The following is a 22,262-nucleotide window of genomic DNA, read 5'->3' as shown; positions in this document are numbered from 1 at the left end:
CCGCCGTGCGACGGCCAATGTCACTGGCCCAGCAGGCTGCGCAACACCGCGGCAAACCGTGTGGCGATACGGGCGCGGTCGACATGTTGCCCGTTGCGCACCACCCAGCGCCCGCCGCGCCAGACATTGCGCACCGCGTTGCCGCGCGCGGCAAACAGCCAGCTGTCCAGCCATGCGTCGTCGCTGCGCGCCTGCAGCGCCGGATGCGCGGTGTCCAATTCGATCAGATCGGCCGCTGCGCCGGCACGGATGCCGGTCTGTGCAAGGCCCAGCGCCTGCGCGGCACCCAGGCCGGCCTGGTCGTAGAGCCAGCGCCCGCTCGACACAGGCCCCTGCGCCAAGACATTGCGCGCCCGCAGCGTCAGGCGCTGGCCGTATTCGAGCAGGCGCAGTTCTTCGGCTGCATCGATCAGCACATTCGAATCCGAGCCCACGCCAAACCGCCCGCCCGCAGCAGCAAAGGCCTGCATCGGGAACACGCCATCGCCCAGGTTCGCCTCGGTGATCGGGCATAGACACACCACCGCGCCGCTGGCGACAATCGCATCCAGTTCGTGTGCATCCACATGCGTGGCGTGCACCAGGCACCAGCGCGCATCCACCGGCGCGTTGGCCAGCAGCCACTGCACCGGGCGCTGCTTGGACCAGGCCAGGCAGGCGTCCACTTCGCGCTGTTGCTCGGCGATATGCAGATGGATGGGGCCATCGGTAAGCGGCACCAGCGCTGCCAGTTGCTGCGGAGTCACCGCGCGCAGGCTGTGTGGCGCCAGCCCGAGCACCGCGTCCGGCAGCGCTTTCAGGCTGTGTCTGCAGTGGTCCAGCAAGCGCGCGAAGCCGTCGATGTCGTGAATCAGACGGCGCTGCGCCGGGCTGGGGGCAGCACCACCGAAATCCGAGTGCGCATAGAACACCGGCAACAGGCTGAGCCCGATGCCGGTGTTGGCGGCAGCGGCGGCAATGCGCTCGGACATTTCGCCGGCCTGCGCATACGGCGCACCGCTCGCCGCGTGATGCAGGTAATGGAATTCGCCGACCCGGGTGAAGCCGCTTTCGAGCATCTCCGCATAGGCCTGCTCGGCGATCGCCTGCAGGCTGTCCGGGTCGAGCCGGTCGACGAAGCGGTACATCAGCTCGCGCCAGCTCCAGAAGCTGTCGCCGCTGCGCCCGCCGACTTCGGTCAGCCCCGCCATGCCGCGCTGGAAGGCATGGCTATGCAGGTTGCCCAGGCCAGGCAGCACTACATCGCAACGCGTGTCGGCAGGGGCGGCAGGCGCATCGACATGCACCTCGCCGATGCGGCCCTGTGACAGCGTGATCCGCACGCCGCTCGCCCAGCCGTCGGGCAACAAGGCCCGGGCTGCCCAGAACACCTGCGCCTGTTGGTCTGCCACTGGACACCCTCGATCGCCGAATTTATTGTATATACATATCAGACACCACGAGCCTGCGCCATGCATTGCGACGTTTTGTGGCACAACGCGCAACTGATGACCCTGGATGCGGCCGATGGCGGCCTGGGCATCGTGGACGATGGCATCGTCGCCTGCCGGCACGGCCATATCGTCTACGCCGGCGCGGCCGCACAGGCGCCAGCGCTGCAGCCCGACAGTGCGCACGACTGCCAGCGCCGCTGGATCAGCCCCGGCCTGATCGATTGCCACACGCACCTGGTGTACGCCGGCAATCGCGCCAATGAGTTCGAGCAACGCCTGCGCGGCGCCAGCTATGCCGACATCGCCGCAGCCGGCGGCGGCATCGTGGCAACGGTGCGCGCCACCCGCGCCGCCGATGATGCGGCACTCCTGGCCGCCAGCCTGCCGCGCCTGGATGCGCTGCTCGCCGAAGGCGTGACCACGCTGGAAATCAAATCCGGCTACGGGCTCACGCTGGACGATGAAATCAAGCAGCTGCGCGTGGCACGCCAACTCGCCGCGCTGCGCAAGGTGGAAGTGGTGCCGACCTTCCTGGGCGCGCATGCCGTGCCGCCTGGCGGGCAGGCGCAGCACTACATCGACCAGGTCTGCACGCAGATGATTCCGGCGATCGCCGCGCAAGGGCTCGCCGAGGCGGTGGACGTGTTCTGCGAGCATCTGGCGTTCTCGCAGTCGCAGGCCGAACAGGTCTTCATTGCGGCGCAAGCGCATGGCTTGCGCATCAAGATCCACGCCGAACAATTGAGCAACCAGCATGGCGCGGAACTGGCCGCACGCTACGGCGCGTTGTCGGCCGACCACATCGAGTACCTGGACCCGGCCGGCGTTGCGGCGATGGCCGCTGCCGGCACGGTGGCAGTACTGTTGCCAGGCGCGTTCTACTTCACCCGCGATACCCAGCTGCCGCCGATTGCCGCGCTGCGCACGGCCGGCGTGCCGCTGGCGCTGGCCACCGACTGCAATCCGGGCACCTCGCCACTGACCAGCCCGCTGCTGGCGATGAACATGGCGGCGACGTTGTTCCGCATGACCGTGGACGAATGCATCGCCGGGTTTACCCGCCAGGCGGCGCGTGCGCTCGGGCGTAGCGAGCGCCTGGGCCAGTTGCGCGCCGGCATGGACTGCGACCTGGCGATCTGGAACATCGATGCGCCGGCCGATCTGGTCTACCGCATGGGCTTCAATCCTCTTCATGCCCGCGTCTGGCGCGGGCATCTGTGCTGAATCCGGAGTCGTCATGAGTGTTTCTGTTGTCTTGCAACCCGGCCAGGTCACGCTGGCGCAATGGCGTGCGCTGTACCGCGGTGCCGACGTCGCGTTGGACGATGCATGCGCTGCTGCGGTGTTGCGCAGTGCGCAAACGGTGGAAGCCATCGTCGCGCGTGGCGAGCCGGTGTATGGCGTCAACACCGGCTTCGGCAAGCTGGCCAGCGTGCGTATCGAGCGCGAGGATCTGCAGACCCTGCAGCGCAATATCGTGCTCTCGCACGCCGCTGGCATCGGCGAGCCCACGCCGGTGCCGGTGGTGCGGCTGATGATGGCACTCAAGCTCACCAGCCTGGCCCAGGGTGCGTCCGGCGTGCAGCCGGACACGCTGGCGTTGCTGGAAGCGATGCTGCGCGCCGGCATCACGCCGGTGGTGCCGTGCCAGGGCTCGGTAGGCGCGTCCGGCGATCTGGCACCGCTGTCGCATCTGGCCGCGGTGATGATCGGCGTTGGCGAAGCCTTCGTCGGCGCGCAGCGCCTGCCTGCTGCCGACGCGCTTGCACGCGCGCAGCTGCAGCCGCGCGTGCTGGGCGCAAAGGAAGGCTTGGCCCTGCTCAACGGCACCCAGTTTTCCACCGCCTGCGCCCTGGCCGGTCTGTTCGAAATCGAAACCGTCCTCCAAGCCGCGCTGGTCACCGGTGCGTTGTCGGTGGAAGCGGCCAAGGGCTCGGACACGCCCTTCGATGCGCGCATCCACGCGCTGCGCGGGCAACCCGGGCAGATCGCCACTGCGGCGGCGTTGCGCGCCCTGATGGCCGATTCGGCCATTCGCGAATCGCATCGGCTGGGCGATGTGCGCGTGCAGGACCCGTACTGCCTGCGCTGCCAGCCGCAGGTGATGGGCGCGGCGCTGGATGTGATGCGTCAGGCCGCGCGCACCCTGGAGATCGAAGCCAATGGCGTGTCCGATAACCCGCTGGTCTTCAGCGATACCGGCGAAGCGCTGTCTGGCGGCAACTTCCACGCCGAGCCGGTGGCCTTTGCCGCGGACATGCTGGCGCTGGCGGTGTGCGAAATCGGCTCGATCAGCGAACGCCGCACCGCGATGCTGGTCGACCCCGCACTGTCCGGCCTGCCCGCCTTTCTCACCCCGCGCCCGGGCTTGAACTCCGGCTTCATGATTCCGCAGGTGACCGCTGCCGCGCTGGTATCGGAAAACAAGCAGCGCGCATATCCAGCCAGCGTGGATTCGATTCCGACCTCGGCCAATCAGGAAGATCACGTGTCGATGGCGGCGCACGGTGCGCGTCGCTTGCTGGCGATGGCCGAGAACGCCGCACACGTAATCGGCATCGAGCTGCTGGCCGCCGTGCAGGGCTGCGACTTCCATGCGCCGCTGCGCTCCAGCACCGCGCTGGAAGCGGCGCGTGCCCTGTTGCGCGCGCAGGTGCCGACACTGCAGGACGACCGCTATTTTCATCCGGATATGCTGGCTGCCAGCGCATTGGTGCGCTCGGGCGCGTTGGCGCAGGCGGTGGCGATCCCATTGCCGGGTGTGGAGCAGGACGTATGAGCCGGCAGCGCTTCTGCATCGAATCAATCGCTGCATCGTCGCGGCCGCAGCTGCAGTCTTTGGCGATCTTTTCGAACACACACACCAACGGTGACGCGGCAGCGCGCACGCGACGCATCCGCAATGCACAGCGGCGCAACGCATGCCGCACGCTCGCAGCACGTTTGCAGGGAGCGCAGCGATGAGCGCCCTGCCAGACTGGCTGGAACTGCACCGCGGCGACGCGCCGTTGATCATCAGTTTTCCGCATACCGGCACCGAGTTACCGGAGGACGTGGCCGACCAGTTCGTGTCGCCGTGGCTGGCGCGCCGCGATACCGATTGGTGGGTACACCAGCTTTACGACTTCGCACAATCGCTGGGCGCCACCACGCTGCGGACTGCCATCTCGCGCTCGGTCATCGACGTCAATCGCGACCCGAGCGGGGCTTCACTGTATCCGGGCCAGAACACCACCGGCCTGTGCCCGCTCACCACCTTCGACAACCAGCCGCTGTATGCCGATGGCGCGGCACCGGATCAGGCGCAGATCGCGTTGCGTCGCACGCGCTGGTTCGACCCCTACCACGCCGCGCTTGCCGAGGAAATTGCGCGCCTGCGCGCGCAGCACGCCAAGATCGTGGTCTACGACGCGCATTCGATCCGCTCGTTCATCCCGCATCTGTTCGATGGCGAATTGCCGCAATTCAACATCGGCAGCAACGAGGACCGCAGCTGCGACCGGCGCCTGGTCGATGCGGTGGAAAGCCTGTGCCGCAGCAGCGGCTCCAGCACGGTGCGCAACGGGCGCTTCAAGGGCGGCTGGATCACCCGCCACTACGCGCAGCCCGAGCAGGGCGTGCACACCTTGCAGATGGAACTGGCCTGCCGCGGCTACATGCGCGAGCCGGACAGCCTGACTCCCGAAAACTGGCCAACGCCGTGGCAGCCGGTACACGCCGTGGTGCTGCGCGCAGTCCTGCGCCACGTGCTGCAGGCCTGCCTGCACTTCGCCAATGCGCCCTCTTCCGACACCGCGCCACCTGCGGCCAACCGTTGATTGCAAGGAACCTGGCATGACCCGTCACGATGCAACCCGCGTCATCCGCGCCGCCACCGGCACCACGCTCACCGCCAAGAGCTGGCTGACCGAAGCGCCGCTGCGCATGCTGCTGAACAACCTGGACCCGGACGTGGCCGAGCGCCCGCAGGAACTGGTGGTCTACGGCGGCATCGGCCGCGCCGCGCGCGACTGGGAATCCTTCGACGCCATCGTTGCTGCGCTCACGCGTCTGGACGAGGACCAGACCTTGCTGGTGCAGTCCGGCAAACCGGTGGGCGTGTTCCGCACCCATGCCGATGCGCCGCGCGTGCTGATCGCCAATTCCAACCTGGTGCCGCGCTGGGCCAACTGGGACCACTTCAACGAACTCGATCAAAAGGGCCTGGCCATGTACGGCCAGATGACCGCCGGCAGCTGGATCTACATCGGCGCGCAAGGCATCGTGCAGGGCACCTACGAAACCTTCGTGGAAATGGGCCGCCAGCACTACGCCGGCAACCTGGCCGGCAAGTGGCTGTTCACCGGCGGTCTCGGCGGCATGGGCGGCGCGCAACCGCTGGCGGCGGTAATGGCCGGCGCCTCCTGCCTGGCAGTGGAATGCCGCCGCTCCAGCATCGACATGCGCCTGCGCACCGGGTATCTGGATACGTGGACCGACTCACTGGACGAGGCGCTGCGCCTGATCGAGGAGTCGTGCACCGCGAAGAAGCCGCTGTCGGTCGGCCTGCTCGGCAATGTTGCCGACGTGCTGGACGAACTGCTGCTGCGCGGGATCAAGCCGGATCTGTTGACCGACCAGACCTCCGCACACGACCCGGTCAACGGCTACCTGCCGCAGGGCTGGAGCGTGGAAGACTGGGACGCAAAGCGCGTAAGTGCGCCCAAGGAAGTGGAAGCGGCGGCGCGCGAGTCGATGGCCAACCACATCCGCGCCATGCTCACCTTCCACGCACTGGGCGTGCCCACCGTGGATTACGGCAACAACCTGCGCCAGATGGCGCTGGAGGCCGGCATCGACAACGCATTCGATTTCCCTGGCTTCGTGCCCGCCTACATCCGCCCGCTGTTCTGTCGCGGCATCGGCCCGTTCCGCTGGGTCGCGCTCAGCGGCGACCCGGACGACATCGCCAAGACCGACGCCAAGGTCAAGGAGCTCATACCCGACGATGCGCACCTGCATCGCTGGCTCGACATGGCAGCCGAAAAGATCGCCTTCCAGGGCCTGCCTGCGCGCATCTGCTGGGTGGGCCTGGGCGATCGCCACCGGCTGGGCCTGGCCTTCAACGCCATGGTGCGCAGCGGCGAGCTGAAGGCGCCGGTGGTGATCGGCCGCGACCATCTGGATTCGGGCAGCGTGGCCTCGCCCAATCGCGAAACCGAAGCGATGGCCGACGGCTCGGACGCGGTCTCCGACTGGCCGCTGCTCAATGCCCTGCTCAACACCGCCAGCGGCGCCACCTGGGTGTCGCTGCACCACGGCGGCGGCGTCGGCATGGGCTTTTCGCAGCACGCCGGCATGGTCATCGTCTGCGACGGCAGCGAGGCCGCCGACAAGCGCATCGAACGCGTGCTCTGGAACGACCCGGCCACCGGCGTGATGCGCCACGCCGATGCCGGTTACGCCATTGCAACCGATTGCGCAAAGGAAAAAGGGCTGGATTTGCCGGGGATTCTGGGCTGATCCAGCCCAACGGCGTCACGCTTGGCAGCACCGCTGCAGCAGCAGGGCTGCCCCGCCCGAAACTCGCTTCGTGCAGTTGCCACCCGCAGGCGCCCGCTGTCGGGCCTCTGCCGGCTACCACTTCCCGCTTCAGATCGTGTGCGCCGGCGAGCAGGCAGTTGCGGCGTCTGAGCTCGATGTCGCGGATCAGGGCTTGCACCAAGGATCAGCCTCAAGTCTGCGCGTTGCAGGCCGACAAGATATGCAACGTTTCGAGGAATCCCCATGGGCATCCTGATCTACCTGGTGCCTGCCTTCGCACTCTGGGCGCTGATCGCTACCGGGCTGGCGTTCGTGCGTGGCCGCCAGCTGCGTGCCGAATCCGGCGAGCTTGCCAGCACGCAGGACAGCCTTGGCCGCTACCAGGCGGCGCTGTCGCAACTGAAGGCGCGTGCGGCGGCCACCACGCTGGAACTGGAATCGCTGCAGCGCAGTTATGCCGTGCTCAAGCAATCGCTGGACCAGCATGAGCAGAACGCCTCCGAACAGCAGGCAGCCGCGGCCGGCCAGGTGATTCCCATGGTGCTGGTGCAGCGGCTGGATATCGCCAGCGAGATCGGCACGCTGTTCGCGCATGTGGCGCGCGTGGCACGCAGCCTGCGTCGCTACAGCGCCTACAGCCGCGGCCACAATGCACCCGAGCCTGCCACCGCGCGCTACGACCTGCACTGGCTTGCCGATTGCCTGCACAGCTTCGATCAGGTTGGCCATGCACTGGTGCGTGGCAATGTCGCTGCGCTGATCACCGCCTGCCAGGATCTGCTGTCGATGTACGAGCATTACCTGAAGGATGGCTCCGGCTACAACAGCCGCGATACCTTCCAGCGCCTGAGCAACGATGTGCCGCTGTCCGAGGCCACCGACGCGATTCGCTCCATCATCGTCAAGGCGACGCTGGCGCAGGATGTGCGCGATGCGGTGCAGGATGATGAGGTGGCGGCGAACGTTGGATGATTCGGGATTCGGGATTCGGGATTCGGGATTCGGGATTCGGGATTCGAGATTCGAGATTCGGGAATCGGGAATCGGGAATCGGGAATCGGGAATCGGGAATCGGGAATCGGGAAAGCGTGCGGCCTGATGCATCATGTGGGCAAGCACTGGGCAGATCAGCATTGTCTTGCCGAGATAGCTGAGCGCTTGCCAGATGTGCTTCAAGAAAAAAGCGCACCGCTTGCGGTGCGCTTTTTCGTGCTTCAACGGTCCTGAGTCACTGACGAATGGTGCGATCCCTCGTTAGCTGCCGGCGGACGACGCGCGGGCGAAATCAGCATGTCTGCTTGCATTGCACACTCCGACTCTGGATACCAACCACGTGGCATGGCGTCTGCGTACGCGCCTGTCTTTAACAGCCGATCCCGCTCACCTCCGACATCATCATTGCGCTTTCTGCGGTAACGCGTAGGCGATCAATGCATCGCCTGCCGGGGTCTCCATGAAGTGGTGCCCGCCGGCCATGATGACCAGATACTCGCGGCCACCGTATTCGTACACCATCGGGTTGGCCTGGCCGCCGGCCGGCAACTTGGCGTGCCACAGCTCCTTGCCGGTAGCCAGATCGATCGCGCGGATCAGGTCGTCGGTGGCTGCGGCAATGAAGATCAAACCGCTTGCCGTCACCACCGCGCCACCATTGTTCGGTGTCCCGATTTCGATCGGCAGGCCGGAACGGATGCCGAACGGGCCGTTGCCGCGCGCACTGCCGAAGGGGCGGTCCCACAGCGTCTTGCCGCTGGCCAGATCGATGGCGCGGATGCCGCCGTACGGCGGTTCCTTGCACAACAGCTTGGTGAACGGCAGACGCCAGCCGGCATTGACGTTGACCGCATAGGGCGTGCCGGACTGCGGGTCGCCTGCGCCTTCTGCACCGCCCGCATCGCCACGCACCTCATCGCGCGGTGCCCAACCCAGCTTGTCGGCCTTGGCGCGCGGCACCAGCAGGTTGTAGTTGGGCATGTCGTTGTAGTTGGCCACGATCACGCCGCGCCGCGGGTCCACTGCCACGCTGCCCCAATCCGAGCCGCCGTTGTAGCCGGGGTACTCGATCGAATGCCGGTCCGCTTCCGGCGGCGTATAGATGCCCTTGTAGCTGGCGGTGCGGAACTGGATACGGCACACCAACTGATCGATCGGGGTCATGCCCCACATGTCGCGCTCGGTCAGATCCGGCTTGCGCAGCGTGTGATACAGCGAGAACGGCTGCGTCTTGGCACGCATCTGCGGCTCCACGCCACCGCCTGGCACCGCTCGCTCTTCCACGCCCACCAGCGGCTTGCCGGTGCGCCGATCCAGGACGTACAGCTCGCCCTGCTTGCTCGGCAACAGCACCGCCGGCACGCTGACGCCGTCCCTGGGGAAGTCGATCAGGCTCGGTTGCGAGCCCAGGTCGTAATCCCATGCATCGATGTGGGTGGTCTGGAAATTCCATACCGGCTTGCCGGTGGCGACATCCAGCGCCACCAGCGAGGTCGCGTAACGGTTCTCCTGCGGCGTGCGCGAGCTGCTCCAGTAATCGGCGGTGGAATTGCCCATCGGCAGATAGACATAACCCAACTGCTCATCGGCTGCGGCGGTGGTCCACATATTGGGTGTGCCGCGCGTCCAGCTCTGCCCCGGCGGCGGTGCGCCGTTCCATTCCGGATGGGTCATATCCCAGGCCCAGCGCAACTTGCCGGTCACCGCATCGAAGCCTTCGATCACACCGGAAGGCTCGTAACGCTTCTGCCCGTCCAGCACCTGATGCCCGGTGACCACCACGCCGCGCACGATGGCCGGCGGCGAATTGATCGACACATAGCCCGGCGGCGTCTCGCCCATACCGACAGTGATATCGACCTGACCGTTGCTGCCGAAATCCGGGCACGGCGTGCCGCTGCGTGCATCCAGCGCGATCAAGCGCCCGTCGAGCGTACCTTCGATCACGCGCGTGCCGCATAGCTGCGCCGATGACGTTGCAGCTGTTTCAGCATCCGCAGCGTTGGCAGCCGCCGGCACTTCGTAATACGAGACCCCTCGGCATGCCGCCGTGTACGGAATCGCTTCGTCCTTGACCTTGGGGTCGTAGCGCCAGCGCTGCTTGCCGCTGGCGGCGTCCAGCGCAATCACCTGGTTGCGTGCAGTACACAGGTACAGGCTGTCGCCCACCTTCAGCGGCGTGGTTTCCGCACCCCAGCGCTTGGTGGGCAGATCGCCGGTGTGGAAAAGCCAGGCTTGCTGCAGCTGCGCTACGTTGTCGCGATTGATCTGCTGCAACGGCGAATAGCGCTGGCCGGCCTGGCTGCGTCCGTACGCGGCCCAATCGCCATCGGCAGGTGCGTTGGCCGGCTGTGCGCCGGACGCCGCGACCGGGGCGGATGTGTCGCGGGTGACCAGGCCACCGAGCACGCCTGCGGCATGCGCCAGCGCGCCATCGGCTTCCATCACGCCATGCGGCAGGAACGCCAATGCAAACGCCACCACAAATACCACCGCCAGCGCACCGGCCAGGCTGCGCGATACGGTGCGCGACACGGGGCGCTGCAGTTTCGGCAGCAGCAGCGCGAGCACCAATGCCAGACCCACGATCAGGCCCAGACGCGGCACCCAGCGCCAGTAATCGCTGCCCGATTCCCACCACGTCCAAAGCAACGAAACCGCCACTACGCCGGCAAACCACCAGGCGCCCGCATTGCGGCCACGAAACAGCAGCGCGCCGGCAACGAGCATCGCCGCACCGGCCGGTGCGTAGTACCAGGAGCCCCCTAACGCAGCCAGCCACACGCCACCGGCAAGCAGTACCGCGCCCAGTAATGCAATCACGCCTCCCAAGGTCGCCAGCGCCCAATGGCCGCGACCGGAAGGACGATCCAGAATCGTCACCAGTTGTTCCTCTTCGAACCAGCGGCGACGCAACGCCGCCGCACCACCCGCAACCTTCGACCCGTGCCAGTGAAAGAGCTGCGATCTTTGCGGCGAACGCATGAAGACACTGCGTTGCAGATGTCAGCGCACGCCATAAAGCGTGGCGCCCCAAAAACGTCGCGCATAAAAAAACGCCGGTTTTCACCGGCGTTTCTGGTCAACTGCATGGCAGCGGCAATGCGATCACGCGTCGGCTGGCGGCGCGTCGCTCACGCTTGCGCTTGCTTCGTCCACCACCTCATCCACTTCATCCAGCGACGCATCCAGGCGTTCCACCGCCTGCAACTTTTCGCCCTTGGACAAGCGGATCAGCGTGACGCCCTGCGTGTTACGGCCCACGCGCGAGATCTCCGAACCACGTGTCCGCACCAGCGTGCCGCCATCGGAAATCAACAGCACTTCATCGGTAGCGCCCAGCAGCACCGCACGCACCAGCTTGCCGTTGCGCTCGGTGGTCTGGATGCCGATCACGCCCTGGGTGCCACGCCCCTTGCGGGGGTATTCGGTCAGCGGAGTGCGCTTGCCGTAGCCGTTCTCGGTGGCCGTCAGGATGTAGGCCACGTTGCCGTCGTCGGCGACCTCGATCACCGCAGACTCGCCGGCATCGGCGGCTTCCACCACGTCATCGACCTCCTCGCCTTCGATCTCTTCTTCCACGCCGCCGGCACGCTCGGCCACGATCAGGCTGACCACTTCCTCGCCCTTGGTCAGACGGATACCGCGCACACCGGTGGCGGTACGGCCCATCGAACGCACGGTGGATTCGCCAAAGCGCACGGTCTTGCCGTTGGAGGCGAACAGCAACACGTCGCGGTCGCCATCGGTCAAGGCCACGCCGACCAGCGCATCGCCCTCGTCCAAATTGATGGCGATCTTGCCGCGCGCCAGACGGAAGGCGAATTCGCTCAACGGCGTCTTCTTGACCGTGCCGTTGCGCGTGGCGAAGAACACGTAGCGGTTGTCGGCGTATTCGCGCACCGGCAGCACCGCCTGCACACGCTCGCCGGCTTCCAGCGGAATCCAGTTGATGATCGGGCGGCCTCGCGCATTGGAGCCGGCTTCCGGCAACTGGTGCACCGGCAGCCAGAACACCTTGCCGCTGCTGGTGAAGGTCAGCAGCGTGTCGTGCGTGTTGACCAGCCACAGCTGGTCGATGAAATCTTCTTCCTTGGTCGCTGCGGCAGAGCGACCACGGCCACCACGGCGCTGCGCGCGATACGCGCTCACCGGCTGGCGCTTGGCATAGCCGGCGTGCGACAACGTCACCACCACATCTTCCGGCGCGATCAGATCGAGGATGTCCAGGTCTTCTTCGCTGTGACGGATCTCGGTGCGGCGTTCGTCGCCGTATTCTTCGCGGATATTGATCAGCTCGTCGCGGATCACCTGCAGCAGCACGTCCGGGTTTTCCAGGATGCGGATCAGGCCTTCGATGACGCCGAGCAATTGCTTGTACTCGTCGGTCAGCTTTTCCTGTTCCAACCCGGTCAGGCGATGCAGACGCATTTCCAGGATCTGCGAGGCCTGCACTTCGCTGAGCTGGTAGAAGCCCTGGATCAGGCCCACACCCGGCGGCAGATCTTCCGGCTTGGAGGCTTCGGCACCGGCCGCGCCCAGCAGCGCACCCACCAGGCCCGGTTGCCAGGTCTTGGCCAGCATGCGCTCGCGCGCTTCCTGCGGATTGGCCGAGGTCTTGATCAACTCGATCATTTCATCGATGTTGGCCAACGCTACGGTCAGGCCTTCCAGCACGTGCGCACGCGCACGCGCCTTGCGCAGTTCGAAAATGGTGCGACGGGTGACCACCTCGCGGCGGTGGCGGATGAACGCCTCCAGCATCTGCTTGAGGTTCATCAACTGCGGGCGGCCGTCGATCAGCGCCACCATGTTGATGCCGAACACGGCCTCCATCTGGGTCTGCTGGTACAGGTTGTTGAGCACAACCTCGGCCGATTCGCCGCGCTTGACTTCGATGTAGATGCGCATGCCGTCCTTGTCGGACTCATCGCGCAGCTCGCTGATGCCTTCGAGCTTCTTTTCCTTGACCAGCTCGGCGATCTTCTCGATCAGCCGCGCCTTGTTGACCTGGTACGGGATCTCGGTAACGACGATCGCCTCGCGGCCGTTGTCGGCCACTTCCACATCGGCCTTGGCGCGGATGCGCACGCGGCCACGGCCGGTGCGATAGCCGGCGGCGATGCCGGCGGTGCCGTTGATGATGCCGGCGGTGGGGAAGTCCGGGCCCGGGATGTATTCCATCAGGCCTTCGACGTCCAGCTCGGGCGTGTCGATCAGCGCGATGCAGGCATTGATCGCTTCGGTCAGGTTATGCGGCGGGATATTGGTGGCCATGCCCACCGCGATACCGGCCGAGCCATTGACCAGCAGGCTCGGGAACCGGGTCGGCATGACCGTCGGCTCCTGTTCCTTTTCGTCGTAATTGGGCTGGAAATCGACGGTTTCCTTATCGATGTCGGCCATCAGCTCATGCGCCAGCCGCGACATGCGCGACTCGGTGTAACGCATTGCCGCAGCAGAGTCGCCGTCGACCGAACCGAAGTTACCCTGGCCGTCCACCATCATGTAGCGCAGCGAGAACGGCTGCGCCATGCGCACCAGCGTGTCGTACACCGACTGGTCGCCGTGCGGATGGTATTTACCGATGACGTCGCCGACGATACGCGCCGACTTGAAGTAGGCCTTGTTGCTGTGGGCGCCCAGCTCGTGCATCGCGTATAGCACGCGCCGGTGCACAGGCTTGAGGCCATCACGGGCATCGGGGAGTGCGCGGCCCACGATCACGCTCATCGCGTAATCGAGATAGCTCTTGCGCATCTCGTCTTCCAGGTTGACCTGGATGATTTCCTTGGCGGTTTCTGCCATTCGGGTTCCGTATGTGAGGTGGCGGGCGAGCCGGAAAGCCGCGTCGGGAGCGCCCTTGCATCAGGCTGCCGACCCCACGCTCCCGCCGATCGATTCAAGCGCCGGATTGTACCACGGCAGGGCCTCCCGACGCCTCCGCTTTACCAGCCAGAAACAAGCACTTGCAGGGAGTTTTGGCGGTGTTGGCAGCCGGGCGGCCGGCCCCGGGCTCAGCTGCCGAAGGCGGCCTGCATCCGCGCCAGGTCCGGCTGCGCGATCACGCCACGTTCGGTGACGATTGCGTCGATCAGCTCGCCCGGAGTGACGTCGAAGACCGGGTTCCAGGCATGGATGCCGTCGGCCACCGTCCTGACCCCGCCCACGCCGAACAGCTCGCCAGGATCGCGTTGCTCGATCTCGATCTGGTCCCCGCTGGCCGTTGCCATATCCACCGTGGACGAAGGCGCCACCACCATGAACTTCACGCCATGGTGGCGCGCGGCGATGGCCAGCTGGTAGGTGCCGATCTTGTTGGCGGTATCGCCATTGGCGCAGATCCGATCGGCGCCGACGATCACCCATTGCACCAGCCCGGATTTCATCAGATGCGAGGCCGCCGAATCGGCGATCAGGGTGGCGTCGATACCGTCCTGCTGCAGCTCCCACACGGTCAGGCGGGCGCCCTGCAGCCACGGCCGGGTCTCGCCGGCGAACACCTTGGCAATGCGCTGTTGCGCCATGCCGGCGCGGATCACGCCCAGTGCGGTGCCGAATCCGGCGGTGGCCAGCGAGCCCGTGTTGCAATGGGTGAGCACGCCGCTGCCTGGGGCGATCAGCGCGGCGCCAAGCGCGCCCATGTGGCGGTTGGCGGCCAAGTCTTCATCGGCGATGGCCTGCGCCTCGCGCGCGAGCACCTCGCGCCAGTCGGCGCCGGCCGCGCCCAGCACCCGGCGCATGCGCATCAGTGCCCAGGCCAGGTTGACGGCAGTCGGACGCGCCGCGTTGAGCCGCAGCAGCGCCGGTTCGAGCTTCTGCAGCGCAGCGCTGCCGTCGTCGGCAGCGATGTCGCGCGCGGCCAGCACCACGCCCCAACCTGCCGCAATGCCGATCGCCGGCGCACCGCGCACGGCCAGCGAATGGATCGCCTCGGCCACCGCATCGCTGCTGTCGCAACGCACATGCGCCACCTCGAAGGGCAGCTTGCGTTGGTCGAGCAGTTCAAGGGCATCGCCGGTCCACAACAGTGGCCGGATGTGGTCGTAGCGGGCGTAATCGATATGGGCGCTGTCGTTCATGCGTCCATTGTAAGGCGCGCGCAGCGCCTGCGCTGTTGCACGAACGCGCGGTCTTGGCGCGGCGAACAACACCACTGTACAGCCGGCAGGCGGGCGCGGCCGGTGCTCGTACCACGGGTACACCGGCGCTTGCTGCGCGTCGCCCCTGCCAACCGGACGACCGCGCGCGATGTCGTGCTGCTCTCAGTCGACGATGAACTCGGCGCGGCAGCCGTCGTTCACCCACACCCCATCGCGGCTCCAGCCCCAGGTCTGGCCTTCCACGCATGGCGTCTTGGACATCTGCCGGCCCAGGCGCACCGCGCGTTCCACCGACACGCCGCAGGTGCGCCGCGCGCTTTTCTTCGATTCGCAGGTGACCATGCGCGGCACCGCGACGAAGCCAGAGCCGTCTTCCGCGCCCACCTCGAATTCGCCATCGCATCCACGCGAGACCCAGATTTCGTTACGGCGAACGCCCCAGGTGCGCCCTTCCTTGCACGGCCACATCGAGCGTTGCCGCAGCAGCCGCACCGGCGCGCCACGCAGCACTACCGGGCATGCCACGGTGCCGCCATTGGAATCGCAGCGCACCACGCGGCGCATCACGGTTGCGGTCTGCGCACGGGTTGCGGCGAATTCGGCGCGGCAGCCTTGTTCGACCCACACGCCATCGCGTTCGACATCCCATTCGCTACCGCGGATGCAGCTGGTTTCGGAGAGCTGGCGGACCAGTTGCACGCCTTGGGCGGTCTCCATCGCGCAGTGCACGCGCGCCAGGTCCTTGGACTCGCAGCGCACCACGCCGGCTGCGCGGTCGGACGCGCGCGCATCGGCGAGCAGCAGCAGCGGCAAGCACCACAAACCGCATAAGCTGACCAGCCACTTCATGCCGACAATCCTCACCCCGAACGATCTTCGCCGCGCCCCCGTGGACGTGAAGATGAGAGCATCATCGATGTGAAGATAGCAATACGGCGCCGATGACAGCCAGATGAATCAGGCGTGGGCGAAGTCGAACGCCAGCACGTCGGCAATCTGCGTGGTGTCGCGCAAGGCCATCAACAGGCGATCCACGCCCACCGCCACACCGGCGCAGTCGGGCAACTGCGACAACACCGCCAGCAGGCGCTCGTCCAGTGGCAGCTGCGGCAATCCACGTGCCGCACGCACGGCGTTGTCGCGCTCAAACCGCGCACGCTGCTCCTGCACATCGTTCAGTTCGTGATAGCCATTGGCCACCTCGAAACTGCCCAGATACAGCTCGAAGCGCTCGGCCACCGGCGGGTCATCATGGCGGATCCTCGCCAACGCACATTGACTGGCCGGCCAATCGTGCACCACCGTCAGGGTGTCGCTGGCAAAGCCCGGCTGGATGCGATGGGTCATCAGCAGGTCCAGCCAATCGTCGCGGGTCAGGCCCACGGGATCGATGGCGACGTCATGCAAGCCAGCGCGTAGCCTTTCGAGCGGGTCGCACACGGGGTCGATGCCCAACGTCTGCACAAAGAGCGCGCGATAGGTCAGCACCTGCACCCTCGCCTGGCGCCCGACCAGTGCCAGCGCGCGACGCACCAGTTCGATGGTCTCCTGCGCCAGACTGCGATCGTTCCAGCCCACCCGATACCATTCGAGCATGCTGAACTCGGGGTTGTGACGGCCACCGGCTTCGCCATTGCGAAACACCCGCCCCAGCTCGTAGCAATCGCCCACGCCGGCGGCAAGCAGGCGCTTGAGCGGATATTCCGGCGAGGTGCGCAGCCAGCGCAGCGGCGCGCCGGCATCGACATGGCCGGTGAAGCGCGTGCTGAAACTTTCGATATTCGGCTCGGTATTGCCGGCCTCCGAAAGCACCGGCGTTTCCACTTCCAGCACGCCGCGTTCGGCGAAAAACTCGCGGATCGTGGCGTTGAGCCGCGCCCGCAACTGCAGCGCGGCCAGATCCAACTGCGCCGTGTTCATGGCTGTTGGCCGTGCTCGCCCAGGAAGGCCAGCAGACGCGCTTCGTCCCAGATCTCCACGCCCAACGACTGCGCCTTGTCGAGCTTGGAACCGGCTTCTTCGCCGGCCACCAGGAACGCGGTCTTCTTCGACACGCTACCGGCAACCTTGGCGCCCAATGCTTCGAGCCGCTGCTTGGCCGCATCGCGGGTCAATGCAGCCAGGGTCCCGGTGATGACCACGGTCTGGCCATCGAGCGGGCCGGCCTGCAGTGCATCGGCTTGGGGCAGACGCGCCAGCACGGTTTCCATCGCCTGCTGCGCCGCATTCGCGAGCGCAGTGTTTTCGGGGCGATCCAGCCATTGCAGCAACGCGGCCACCACGGGTGCGGGAACGCCGGCCTGCTGCAAGGCATCGGCACCGGCCGTGCGCAACGCAGCGAACGAATCCACCGCCGCGGCAAGCTGCTGCGCACGCACCGGCGTCACCTTGGGAATGTCCATGTCTTCCAGCACGCTGGCAAAACTCAGCGCCTCGCTCAGCTTGGGCGAAGGCGGATGCGTATCGCCGATACGCACGCCACGCTGCAGCAGGTCATTGATGGCCTGCTGATTGCCGGCCTGATCGAAGAAGTGCCCAAGCGCACGCGCCACTTCGCCGCCGATGTCCGGCACGCGCTTGAACAGCGGCCACGGCAGATGCCGGATCAATTCCAGATCGCCGAACCAGGCCGACAAGGCCTTGGCCGTGCTTTCGCCTACATGCTCGATGCCCAGTGCAAACAGGAAACGCTCCAGCGTGGTGGCGCGCGATGTCTCGATCGCCTCGATCAGATTCTCCGCCCACTTGGTGGCGATCTTCTTGCGGTTCCAGTCGAAGCTCGGCAAGCCTGCGCGCAGCAGATCGGCCTGCCAGGTCTGCGGCACCTCGCGCTCGCCGGCCACGTCCACGCCGATGCCGACCACGCTGGCCTCCAGCTGCGCATATGCGCCGCTGGCCAGATGGTCGCGCGCCTCGCGCAGAAACGCGTGCGGGCTCTCGGCGGTGCTGATCAGGCGCAATTGCAGCAGCTGATCCACGCTGAGCAGATACAGGTCGGCCACGCCTTTCACCAGGCCGCTATCCACCAGCACTTCGATGAATTTTTCGCCCAGGCCGTCCACATCCATCGCGCGCCGCGAGACGAAATGCCGGAACGCCTCCTTGCGCTGCGCCGGGCAGGTCAATTCGCCGGAACAGCGCCAGACCGCCTGGCCTTCTTCGCGCACGATCTGCGAACCGCACACCGGGCATTGCGTCGGCATCTGCCAGGCCTGGGTACCGGGCGGGCGCTGGTCGGCCACCACAGCGGCCACTTCAGGAATGACATCGCCGGCGCGGCGCACGATCACGGTGTCGCCCACGCGCACATCCAGCCGCGCGATCTGGTCGGCGTTGTGCAGCGTGGCGTTGGTGACGATCACCCCGGCTACGTGCACCGGCTTCAGTCGCGCCACCGGCGTGGCCGCACCGGTGCGGCCGATCTGGATCTCGATCGCCTCCACCGTGGTGGACTGCTCCTGTGCGGGGAACTTGTGTGCAATCGCCCAACGCGGTGCGCGCGAGACGAAGCCCATTTCGCGCTGCCCGGCCAGATCGTCGAGCTTGTACACCACGCCATCGATATCGAAGGCCAGCCCGTCGCGCGCCTCACCGATGCGCTGGTAATACGCCAGCAAACCGTCGCTGCCCTGCACCACCTCCACCAGCGCACTGACCGGAAAGCCCCACGCGCGCAACTGCGCCAGGATCGCCGAATGGCTCTGCGGCAGTGCGCCTTCGCTCACTTCGCCAACGCCGTATGCAAAGAAACTCAACGGGCGCTGCGCGGTGATGCGTGCATCCAGCTGCCGCAGCGAGCCGGCCGCGCCATTGCGCGGGTTGGCCAGCACCTTGCCGCCCTGCGCACGCATCTGTGCGTTGTAGGCTTCGAACGCGGCGCGCGGCATGTAGACCTCGCCGCGCACTTCCAGCACTTGCGGCCAGCCCTCGCCACGCAGCCGCAACGGAATCGCCTTGACGGTGCGCAGGTTGGCGCTGACATCCTCGCCGGTGGCGCCATCGCCACGCGTGGCGCCCTGCACGAACTCGCCATTCTCGTAGCGCAGGCTGATCGCCAGGCCATCGAGTTTGGGTTCGGCCGAAAACAGCGGTTGCTTGACCTCCAGCCGCTCGCTGATGCGCCGCACGAACTCGGTCACTTCCTCATCGCTGAAGGCATTGCCCAACGACAGCATCGGCAAGGCATGCCGCACTTCGGCAAACCGCGAGACGGCCAGATGGCCGACGCGCTGGGTTGGTGAATCGGCGCTGGCCAATTCCGGGTGCGCGCGCTCCAAGGCCTCCAGCTCGCGCATCAGCTTGTCGTAATCGGCATCGGCCATCTGCGGCTCGTCGAGCACGTGATACCGGTAGTTGGCGTCTTCGATGCGACGGCGCAGTGCATCGATGCGCTGAGCGGGATCCGGGCTGGCAGTCATACGATCGCAGGGCTGGCTCTGGGCCGCCCATTCTAACGGGCGATGCCGATGCCAAGGTCAGCGGCGCGGGTACCGTTCGTGATGATTGAGCGATGGATGAAGTCGTTTGCGTCGAGACGCACCAGGTGCGCCCGCACCCATCGGCATTCGGGCCGACAGCGAGCCCGGCAGGCGCCCGGTCATCGCCGCCAGCTGCCGTCGCGCCACCTGCCCTCTGCCCTCCAACGCCTGCAAGCGCGTGTCGAACCAGTTTTATGGCAATTCCCCGATAGGCAGACAGACACAAACCGGCTAGCGTGGCGCCCTCTTTGCCCGCCGCCTCTGGAGTTCGCCCGTGTCGTTGCCCGTCTCGCGCCGTTCGTTTCTCAGCCTCGCTACCACCGGCGTGGCGGTTTCCGCACTGGGGCTGGCACCCGCGGCCGGGGCGGCCCGCAAGCGCGCCGCGGCGCCGGCCACGCCGGGCGTGGCCGCGGCGGCCGGCACGGTCTACCTCAACCTCAACGAGCATCCGCTCGGGCCTGCCCCGGCCGCCTTGGACGCTGCCACGCGTTCGCTGGCACGCGCGGACCGCTACCTGGTCGAGATGGAGCAGGATCTGCACAACCTGATGACCGGCGAGCTGCAGCTGCCCAACGATCATCTGTCGTTGTTCCCCGGTTCGCGGGACGCGCTGAACCGGGCCGGCAGCCTGTTGACGTCCGCGCGTGCAGGGCTGGTGGTGGCCGACCCGAGCTTCGACCCGCTGATCGAAAGCGCCACCGCCCGCGGCGTGGCCGTGCGCAAGGTGCCGCTGCGTGCCGATGGCGCGCACGACGTCAAGGCGATGGCCAAGGCCGATCCGACTGCCGGCATGCTGTATCTGTGCAACCCCGGCAACGCCACCGGCGCCATCACCCCGCGCGCCGACATCGAATGGTTGCTGGCCAACAAGCCGGCCAGCGCCGTGCTGGTGGTCGACGAGGCGTACATCCACTACAGCAACGAGCCCTCGGTGGCCGATCTGGTGCGTCAGCGCCAGGATCTGATCGTGCTGCGCAGCTTCTCCAAGCTCTACGGCCTGGCCGGCCTGCGCCTGGGTGCCGCCCTGGCCCCGCCCGGCTTGCAGACCAAACTTGCCGCCTTCGGCAGCAACCCGTTGTCGGTTCCGGCGATGGCCGCCGGCATCGCCAGCCTGCGCGACCCGCTGCTGGTGCAGACCCGCCGCGCCGAGAACGCCCGCGTACGCGAGGAGACCATCGCCTGGCTCAAGGGCAAGGGCTACACCTGCCTGCCCTCGCAAGCCAACTGCTTCCTGCTGGACGTCAAACGCGATGCGAGCGTGTTCGCCGATTCGATGCAAAAGCAGGGCGTCATCGTCGGCCGCAGCTGGCCGATCTGGCCCAAGCGCGTGCGCATCAGCGTGGGGACCGAAGCGGAAATGCTGCGCTTCCGTGAGGCATTCGGGAAAGCCAAGCGTTGAGCACCAAGCACTGAGCGGTAAATCCTTCTCCCCTCGGGACATTGTCCTCCTTCATGGGGGAGAAGGTGCCCCGAAGGTGGATGAGGGTGCGCGCGAAGCCGGGCGTTGTCCGGCTGCACGAGGGCTTCGCCCCGTACCCTCACCGCAACCGCTCTCGCGCAGGAGAGGGGCTTCAAGTTCCTAGCGATCCAACGCCTCAGGCTCCGGTGCGCGCAGCGTACGGCGGATCCAGAGATAGCTGATGACGAAGGTCAACGCCATCGAGCCCGCGTTCCACAGCAGCAGCTCGTGCAGCATCGGCGGGCCTTGCAGGATGTGCAGGTAATAGCGGCGATCCAGCAGTGCGATGGCGTGCGGCATGAACACGCTGACGAAAGGCGTTGGCACCGGCGCGACCAGCAGCGTGATCGCGGCAGCAAAGCCCACCACCAGCCAGGGCGAATGGCGCGGCCTTTTGCGCAGGCGCGCGGCGATCCGGGTGAAGATCCACAATAACGGCATCGCCAAGATCGCCCACAGCACCAGCAGCAACGCCACCGCCAACACGCCCTGCAGGCTCAACATCTCAACTCACCAGCGCGGCGACTTGGTCAGCGGCGGTGCCTGGTGCTGGCGGTCGTAGGCGCGGAGCTCGTCGCGGATATGCGCAACACGCTGGCGACCCAACGCATTGCGGCTGTCGTCCAACACCACGCCATCCAGCAGTTCGGCCATGCGCTGCACGGTGGGCAGCATTTTTTCCCAGGCATCCAACGCGGTCATCGGCGCCGGCAGCGTGAGGAAGAACGCAATCGCCGGCGTCTGCATCTCGCGGATATTGGCCATGTCGAAACTGCCGGGCTTGAGGATGCTGGCCATGCTGAAGATCGGTCCGCGCTCGGGGTGGCCTTCCACCAGGCGGTGAAACACGTTCATGTGACCGAACACCAGCCCGGTCTTCTCGGCGGCCACCACCACATCTTCGCCGCGCAGCACCTGGCCTGCCTTGGCGGCCACGAACAACGATACGATCTTGTCGAAATCCTGGTTCGGGCGCTTGCCCACCTCGTTGACGCCGGCCGCATCCTGCCCTTCCAGGTTGAGCTCGCTCTGCTCGACGCCTTCTGCGCGCTGCGCAGTTTCATCATCCACGCCGAACTCGCTGGAAATCACCGGTTCGCGCCGTTCGCGCGGCTGGCCCTCGTCCTTGTCGACCCGGCGCCCTTGCGGCGATTTCTTCGGGCGACCAAACAGGAAGATGGCCGCGACCAGCAGCAGTCCAGCGATCAGGATCCCGATCCGGATCATGGCCATGTCGGACATTCAGCGTGCCTCCGCATAAGAGTGACAGGTG

The 22,262-nt window shown here is 66.5% G+C and carries 15 protein-coding genes; 6 read left to right on the top strand and 9 right to left on the bottom strand.

The window, feature by feature from the left end:
• Nucleotides 1–20: 20 nt before the first annotated feature.
• On the bottom strand, nt 21–1,391 hold the full coding sequence (locus FLG15_RS08055) for a formimidoylglutamate deiminase (protein ID WP_150145808.1): 1,371 nt from the start codon (nt 1,389–1,391) through the stop codon (nt 21–23).
• Between the two features lie 60 nt (nt 1,392–1,451).
• On the opposite strand from FLG15_RS08055, the gene hutI reads away from it, so the two are divergent.
• From hutI to FLG15_RS08030, 5 genes are all read left to right on the top strand, one after another.
• Nucleotides 1,452–2,657 carry an imidazolonepropionase gene (gene hutI, locus FLG15_RS08050; protein WP_057678552.1) on the top strand — a complete coding sequence of 402 codons (1,206 nt, stop codon included), beginning with the start codon at nt 1,452–1,454 and terminating at the stop codon, nt 2,655–2,657.
• A gap of 13 nt (nt 2,658–2,670) precedes the next feature.
• Nucleotides 2,671–4,212, top strand: coding sequence for a histidine ammonia-lyase (gene hutH / locus FLG15_RS08045; protein ID WP_150145806.1), 1,542 nt, complete (start codon nt 2,671–2,673; stop codon nt 4,210–4,212).
• Nucleotides 4,213–4,393: 181 nt separating this feature from the next.
• Nucleotides 4,394–5,251, top strand: a complete 858-nt coding sequence (gene hutG / locus FLG15_RS08040; protein WP_057678550.1) for an N-formylglutamate deformylase — start codon at nt 4,394–4,396, stop codon at nt 5,249–5,251.
• Nucleotides 5,252–5,267: 16 nt separating this feature from the next.
• Complete coding sequence (gene hutU, locus FLG15_RS08035) at nt 5,268–6,935, top strand: urocanate hydratase (RefSeq protein WP_057678549.1); 1,668 nt, start codon at nt 5,268–5,270, stop codon at nt 6,933–6,935.
• A 264-nt stretch (nt 6,936–7,199) separates the two neighbouring features.
• Entirely contained in the window at nt 7,200–7,928 is a 729-nt protein-coding gene (locus FLG15_RS08030; RefSeq protein ID WP_017158165.1) for a hypothetical protein, read from the top strand.
• Nucleotides 7,929–8,351: 423 nt separating this feature from the next.
• On the opposite strand, the gene FLG15_RS08020 is transcribed toward FLG15_RS08030, so the two are convergent.
• The 6 genes from FLG15_RS08020 to ligA form a co-directional block, all read right to left on the bottom strand.
• Entirely contained in the window at nt 8,352–10,832 is a 2,481-nt protein-coding gene (locus FLG15_RS08020) for a membrane-bound PQQ-dependent dehydrogenase, glucose/quinate/shikimate family (protein WP_057679897.1), read from the bottom strand.
• Between the two features lie 225 nt (nt 10,833–11,057).
• On the bottom strand, nt 11,058–13,757 hold the full coding sequence (gyrA, locus tag FLG15_RS08015) for a DNA gyrase subunit A (RefSeq protein ID WP_150145802.1): 2,700 nt from the start codon (nt 13,755–13,757) through the stop codon (nt 11,058–11,060).
• A 209-nt stretch (nt 13,758–13,966) separates the two neighbouring features.
• Nucleotides 13,967–15,031: an S-methyl-5-thioribose-1-phosphate isomerase gene (gene mtnA / locus FLG15_RS08010; protein ID WP_057679895.1), complete on the bottom strand. Its 1,065-nt coding sequence runs from the start codon at nt 15,029–15,031 to the stop codon at nt 13,967–13,969.
• Between the two features lie 183 nt (nt 15,032–15,214).
• Entirely contained in the window at nt 15,215–15,901 is a 687-nt protein-coding gene (locus tag FLG15_RS08000; protein WP_005914882.1) for a DUF3011 domain-containing protein, read from the bottom strand.
• A gap of 108 nt (nt 15,902–16,009) precedes the next feature.
• A complete protein-coding gene (gene epmA, locus FLG15_RS07995; RefSeq protein ID WP_150145800.1) occupies nt 16,010–16,972 on the bottom strand; it encodes an EF-P lysine aminoacylase EpmA in 963 nt (320 codons plus the stop codon).
• Nucleotides 16,969–19,470, bottom strand: coding sequence for an NAD-dependent DNA ligase LigA (ligA, locus tag FLG15_RS07990; protein ID WP_150145798.1), 2,502 nt, complete (start codon nt 19,468–19,470; stop codon nt 16,969–16,971). The genes epmA and ligA overlap by 4 nt, the downstream gene beginning before the upstream one ends.
• A gap of 334 nt (nt 19,471–19,804) precedes the next feature.
• On the opposite strand from ligA, the gene FLG15_RS07985 reads away from it, so the two are divergent.
• Nucleotides 19,805–20,929 (top strand): pyridoxal phosphate-dependent aminotransferase, encoded by a 1,125-nt coding sequence (locus tag FLG15_RS07985; RefSeq protein WP_150145796.1) that lies wholly within the window; start codon nt 19,805–19,807, stop codon nt 20,927–20,929.
• A gap of 180 nt (nt 20,930–21,109) precedes the next feature.
• Here FLG15_RS07985 and FLG15_RS07980 read toward each other — a convergent pair whose 3' ends face one another.
• Together FLG15_RS07980 and zipA are read right to left on the bottom strand one after the other, a co-directional pair.
• Complete coding sequence (locus tag FLG15_RS07980) at nt 21,110–21,493, bottom strand: hypothetical protein (RefSeq protein WP_017158159.1); 384 nt, start codon at nt 21,491–21,493, stop codon at nt 21,110–21,112.
• 6 nt (nt 21,494–21,499) lie between these two features.
• Nucleotides 21,500–22,231 carry a cell division protein ZipA gene (gene zipA, locus FLG15_RS07975; protein WP_057677730.1) on the bottom strand — a complete coding sequence of 244 codons (732 nt, stop codon included), beginning with the start codon at nt 22,229–22,231 and terminating at the stop codon, nt 21,500–21,502.
• Nucleotides 22,232–22,262 lie beyond the last annotated feature (31 nt).

Origin of the sequence: Xanthomonas phaseoli pv. dieffenbachiae, assembly GCF_008639345.1 — a bacterium.
In the GTDB taxonomy this organism is placed as follows: domain Bacteria; phylum Pseudomonadota; class Gammaproteobacteria; order Xanthomonadales; family Xanthomonadaceae; genus Xanthomonas; species Xanthomonas phaseoli.
Note: the sequence above shows the minus strand (reverse complement) of the source record. Positions and strands in the feature narration are given on the sequence as shown.

Coding starts and splice junctions, on each gene's coding strand:
- hutG (WP_057678550.1), top strand. CDS start 4,394: ATGAGCGCCCTGCCAGACTGGCTGGAACTGCACCGCGGCGACGCGCCG.
- ligA (WP_150145798.1), bottom strand. CDS start 19,470: ATGACTGCCAGCCCGGATCCCGCTCAGCGCATCGATGCACTGCGCCGT.
- epmA (WP_150145800.1), bottom strand. CDS start 16,972: ATGAACACGGCGCAGTTGGATCTGGCCGCGCTGCAGTTGCGGGCGCGG.
- FLG15_RS08030 (WP_017158165.1), top strand. CDS start 7,200: ATGGGCATCCTGATCTACCTGGTGCCTGCCTTCGCACTCTGGGCGCTG.
- zipA (WP_057677730.1), bottom strand. CDS start 22,231: ATGTCCGACATGGCCATGATCCGGATCGGGATCCTGATCGCTGGACTG.
- FLG15_RS07980 (WP_017158159.1), bottom strand. CDS start 21,493: ATGTTGAGCCTGCAGGGCGTGTTGGCGGTGGCGTTGCTGCTGGTGCTG.
- mtnA (WP_057679895.1), bottom strand. CDS start 15,031: ATGAACGACAGCGCCCATATCGATTACGCCCGCTACGACCACATCCGG.
- hutH (WP_150145806.1), top strand. CDS start 2,671: ATGAGTGTTTCTGTTGTCTTGCAACCCGGCCAGGTCACGCTGGCGCAA.
- FLG15_RS08000 (WP_005914882.1), bottom strand. CDS start 15,901: ATGAAGTGGCTGGTCAGCTTATGCGGTTTGTGGTGCTTGCCGCTGCTG.
- hutU (WP_057678549.1), top strand. CDS start 5,268: ATGACCCGTCACGATGCAACCCGCGTCATCCGCGCCGCCACCGGCACC.
- gyrA (WP_150145802.1), bottom strand. CDS start 13,757: ATGGCAGAAACCGCCAAGGAAATCATCCAGGTCAACCTGGAAGACGAG.
- hutI (WP_057678552.1), top strand. CDS start 1,452: ATGCATTGCGACGTTTTGTGGCACAACGCGCAACTGATGACCCTGGAT.